The organism is Bartonella sp. AD24XZML (assembly GCF_042196485.1).
Lineage (GTDB): Bacteria > Pseudomonadota > Alphaproteobacteria > Rhizobiales > Rhizobiaceae > Bartonella.
Map to the genome: position 1 here is coordinate 1 of NZ_JBHIQH010000072.1, position 4,088 is coordinate 4,088.

Annotated in this window: 8 protein-coding genes; 2 read left to right on the top strand and 6 right to left on the bottom strand. The window is 36.0% G+C overall.

The genetic code is table 11. From position 1 onward, the window contains the following. Positions 1 to 720: phage terminase large subunit (locus ACFIMX_RS06680; RefSeq protein WP_375694220.1), on the bottom strand; the 720-nt coding region annotated here is incomplete at its 3' end. Then, positions 701 to 1,015, bottom strand: a complete 315-nt coding sequence (locus ACFIMX_RS06685; RefSeq protein WP_375607311.1) for a hypothetical protein — start codon at positions 1,013 to 1,015, stop codon at positions 701 to 703. The genes ACFIMX_RS06680 and ACFIMX_RS06685, both read right to left, overlap by 20 nt. A 280-nt stretch (positions 1,016 to 1,295) precedes the next feature. Between ACFIMX_RS06685 and ACFIMX_RS06690 the strand changes: the two genes are divergently transcribed. Both ACFIMX_RS06690 and ACFIMX_RS06695 read left to right on the top strand, forming a co-directional pair. Then, positions 1,296 to 1,796: a hypothetical protein gene (locus ACFIMX_RS06690; protein ID WP_375639629.1), complete on the top strand. Its 501-nt coding sequence runs from the start codon at positions 1,296 to 1,298 to the stop codon at positions 1,794 to 1,796. Between the two features lie 61 nt (positions 1,797 to 1,857). After that, positions 1,858 to 2,295, top strand: coding sequence for a hypothetical protein (locus ACFIMX_RS06695; protein ID WP_375694221.1), 438 nt, complete (start codon positions 1,858 to 1,860; stop codon positions 2,293 to 2,295). Positions 2,296 to 2,324: 29 nt separating this feature from the next. Here ACFIMX_RS06695 and ACFIMX_RS06700 read toward each other — a convergent pair whose 3' ends face one another. The 4 genes from ACFIMX_RS06700 to ssb all read right to left on the bottom strand — a co-directional run bounded on the left by ACFIMX_RS06700 (position 2,325) and on the right by ssb (position 3,892). Further along, positions 2,325 to 2,594, bottom strand: a complete 270-nt coding sequence (locus ACFIMX_RS06700; protein ID WP_375639626.1) for a type II toxin-antitoxin system RelE/ParE family toxin — start codon at positions 2,592 to 2,594, stop codon at positions 2,325 to 2,327. Continuing rightward, the gene (locus ACFIMX_RS06705) at positions 2,578 to 2,805 is read right to left on the bottom strand and encodes a DUF6290 family protein (RefSeq protein ID WP_007346764.1); all 228 of its coding nucleotides are present in this window, start codon (positions 2,803 to 2,805) and stop codon (positions 2,578 to 2,580) included. The genes ACFIMX_RS06700 and ACFIMX_RS06705 overlap by 17 nt, the downstream gene beginning before the upstream one ends. Positions 2,806 to 2,901: 96 nt before the next feature. After that, complete coding sequence (locus ACFIMX_RS06710; RefSeq protein WP_375694222.1) at positions 2,902 to 3,396, bottom strand: hypothetical protein; 495 nt, start codon at positions 3,394 to 3,396, stop codon at positions 2,902 to 2,904. 52 nt (positions 3,397 to 3,448) lie between these two features. Continuing rightward, complete coding sequence (ssb, locus tag ACFIMX_RS06715; RefSeq protein ID WP_375694223.1) at positions 3,449 to 3,892, bottom strand: single-stranded DNA-binding protein; 444 nt, start codon at positions 3,890 to 3,892, stop codon at positions 3,449 to 3,451. Positions 3,893 to 4,088 lie beyond the last annotated feature (196 nt).

The following is a 4,088-nucleotide window of genomic DNA, read 5'->3' on the forward strand; positions in this document are numbered from 1 at the left end:
CTGCTCGGCTGCCAACATTTCCCTCTGATAATAAGCGCCTTGAACTGCTGTAAGATAAGCCCCCTCCCATATATGCTTATAGGTCTCGGGACGGTTTCTCAGATCATCAAGCCGCGCTTCATTCAAGATCTTGGGAAACTTCGGGTTGTCTGACCAATTGATCTCTACACGCTTGATTGCCGCATTATCTGAAAAGCGAAACCGCCTTTCAACCGGTGCATTGTCTCGCAACGGGTTCCATGTCACCCATAACTCTGCTCTCCACCCCTCACCTTCTTCACGCAACGTTGGAATAAGCGTCTGCCAAGCGGTCTCTGTTACGGGCTCTGCCTCATCAACCCAACAAAGCAAGATACGCCCCATCGATTTAATGCTCGCAATATTACGGTCTAGTCCAGAAAACTGAAAGGCTATACGACCATCATTTGACTTAATAGAAGCCTCTCCAACCTTGTAATAGTCCTTTAAAAAGTCATGGGCTTCAATGGCGCGCTTAATTTCCTCCAATGAACTTTCTGCTAGCGAGTTTTGAAACTGACGTGCACAAAGTATAGTGCCTGATATCCCTCTCCTACCAAATTGATAGCCTTTTAAAGCAGCCATCAAGGCAAATGATCTTGTCTTTCCAGACCCTCTTCCTCCCCAAGCAGCACGCACCAAAGCCTTACCTGTAAAAATCGGTATAAGCTTTGGAACAATATTAATCTGTCGTGTCGTCATTGACCAAAGGCGCGATTTCTACACGCGTTATCATCTTAATGGCGCCCCCATCTTCCCCTGTCACTTGAAGAGGCAAAATCTTTCCCAACAATGACAGATAAGCAGCGGGGCATTTGATTGCCTGTTTTTCTAGATAAGAGATCAAACCATCATCACCATATTTCTTACCAGCGCGCTCAGCTGCCTTAAGCACTGCTTCTTTCAAAATACGTGTCGTTTTATTTGGCACACCTTTTACTCGCCCTTGACCTGCCTTTGGGGGCGTTTTTTTTGCAAGTTTTTCAGTGGTTTTCATGTGTGTTTCTTTTTGTAAACAAGACAATAAAAAAACCCCGCAAAAGCAGGGCTCTGAACAATCATATAAACTTATAAGAAAGGTTATACCTTTACCGTAATTCTAGACGCAATTCGACTAGTACAGCAACGCCATAAAACACTATTTTTCATATCCTGTCAACAAAAAAATCATTATATTGTGTATTTTTTATTTTTTCACCTAAATCTAGTGTCTTTAACAACCAACCACTCACAATTGTATCTTCTAAACGAATCAATTATACGGAAGCACAAAGTTATTGATTAGCAAAAAGCGGGGGAAATTAATGTTATTTTTCAAAAAAGCAGTTTTATGTAGAATTAAAAAGACATTTACACTAATTTTGTTTTTACCGTTCTTTGCTATAATTAGTCTTATGATACTTGCTTTTAATCCCTTCGGATTAGACAATCAACAACAAGATAAATTAGTCGTACCAATATTTGTAGCATTTGTATCGTATCTTTTGATACTAAGTGCATGTGCAAGAGAAAAAAAGCTAAGTTTAAAAGATGAAAATATTGACAGCGCATTTTATGAGCTCTTGTCCCTCCAATTCCAAACAGGATGCTATACAGCTATGGCAGCAGCCTTTGTATTTTATCCTGTATTAGGAATAACATTTTTAGGAGTGTTAATTTTTATTGCTATAATACAAAATTTAGATGAAATTGTAGGGATCGTAGCGATTATAGCATTGATATTAATTTGTCTTATAGCGTTTATAGCGTTGATCAAATTTATTTGGAAAATTGTCTAACGATCAAAATATTGACTAAGCATTTTTCCTTAATCTTTAAACTCCAACCATAAAAGAAATAATGAATTATTTATCAGCAAAAAAAATAAGTTACTTATTAGTCGTAATGATCAGTGTGCTTTTTCTTTCTAATTATGCCAAAAGTGAACAGATTTTTACTCATTATCAGTCTTCTAATACTGATGAAAATTTACATGAAAAAATTAAAGTTGTGCAAAAGGAATACGTAGTAGCACAGCACCCAAAAAAGATTTTATCAGATAGTGGAATTAATCAATATAACATTTCGTTTTCCACTGTTTCTGATTATGAAAAACCTCAACGACGTATAACATTTGATGATTTCTTCATTATAATAGGAATATTCATATTTATTAGTATAATGTCCATCATCATTAACTTACTTTGGCGCTTTAAATTGAAAATTCCTGCTTATTTCTTTTTATTAACAACTGCTCTAATTAGTTGCGCGGTATTACTCCTTTTAATCCTTGATTAAGAATCAAAATATTTTATAAAAGATTTGCCTTAGCCTTTATATATGCTTTTTCTATGTCCAATAGCCAAAACTAATACGACAAGCTCCTTATCATAGAGTTCACAAAGTATCCTGTAATCTCCTACACGATATCTCCATAAACCTGATAATTGTCCTTTTAAGGGTTTACCTATTACACGCACATCTTCAAGAAGAGCAACATGTTGATCTAAAAAATCAACAATCCTCCGTGCTTCTTTTTTATCGCATTTTTTTAAAAAACTAAGAGCTTTTTTTTCATATCTAATCGTCCAAGCCAAGCTCTTTCCTCACCTCTTCAGAGCTATAAAAAGTACCCTCTCCCCTTCGAACGCGCTCTCTTACTTGTGAAGCTAAATAATAATCCTCTGCTTCCTCTATTCCACGTTCAATAATCTCACGCAAATAAAAAGACTTTGTACGTCCTGTCTTAGCAGCTAAATTATTCAAACGTGTTTCGAGATCACTTGGCAATCGAATAGATATCGTCATAACACAATCCTCATATTTGTATTCACTGTAATACAAATACAACGAATTGTACAGAAAAACGTTTCGCGTCATAGCGAAAGAAACAACATACAACATTTACCATTTAGTTTTTCTGTCAAAATATTTATGAAGCGCGTTAAGAGCGACCCGCAATGAATTCACAAGATGTGGTAATGTTTGGTCTTCGACAACAATATATTGTATTGCTGCATAAAGATTATACTGTCTATAGAGATGTTGTGTTTCTTTTATCGCCTCTTGCATATTAGAAAACTGTCCTGTTGCAAATTCGACCCATTTTTCTCTTGCTTTGTCATCAGAAGATGATGGTATTTCGTCATAAACAGCGCTTGGTAAACCTTTTGCACACAAATAGTCATTTTTCACTTCAAGATATTTTTGCGCAGCATCATACTGATCTTGAGTAAGCACACCTTGCAAACATAGCCGCCCAACATAAGACCCAGCAAGCGGATTTTTAGCCTCTTCAATCGTCAAACCAAAGCGTTTAGCACGCATTTCAATCGCCAATTGATTAACAGGATCTTGACGTACTTTCACTTGTGAAATATAAGCATCTCTCTTTTTCATACATCCCCTAATCTGTGGGAGCCCACATGTTTCTCTTTGCTCTATTTTTTAATCAAAATGGCATGCTATCATTAAGAGATGCGCTATAATCTTTAGCACCTGAAGCGATAGCATAATTTTGAGAAGTAACGGAAGAAGGGGTAGACTGCTCTTTCTTTGCATCAAGCAAATACAACTCGCCTTTGAATTGCGGTAAAACAATCTCTGTTGTGTAACGGTCAATACCATTTTTATCTTGCCATTTGCGTGTTTGTAATTTTCCTTCTACGTAAACTTTTGAACCTTTTTTTAGATACTGAAGCGCTATTTTTGCCAAATGTGGATTAAAAATCACCACGGAGTGCCATTCTGTTTTCTCTACTTTTTGATGAGTATTTTTATCCGTATAGCTCTCAGAAGTCGCTATACGAAAATTGACTACTTCTGTTCCAGAATTCATTGTCTTGCTTTCGGGATCAGCACCTAAACGCCCGATTAATGTCACTTTATTTAGCATGTTTTTTCTTACCTTAAACTTGTACTTTAATACATAGAAAATCTTATCATGATTTGCTTATTTTTTCAATTATTTCAAAATGATATTATTGTTTTTTAACATATAAAATTATGTCTTAAAGCGCTCTTTGATAAATAATCAATTGACATAAATGCATGGTGTATAGTACCAAGTATCAAGAGGGTATATATGGCAA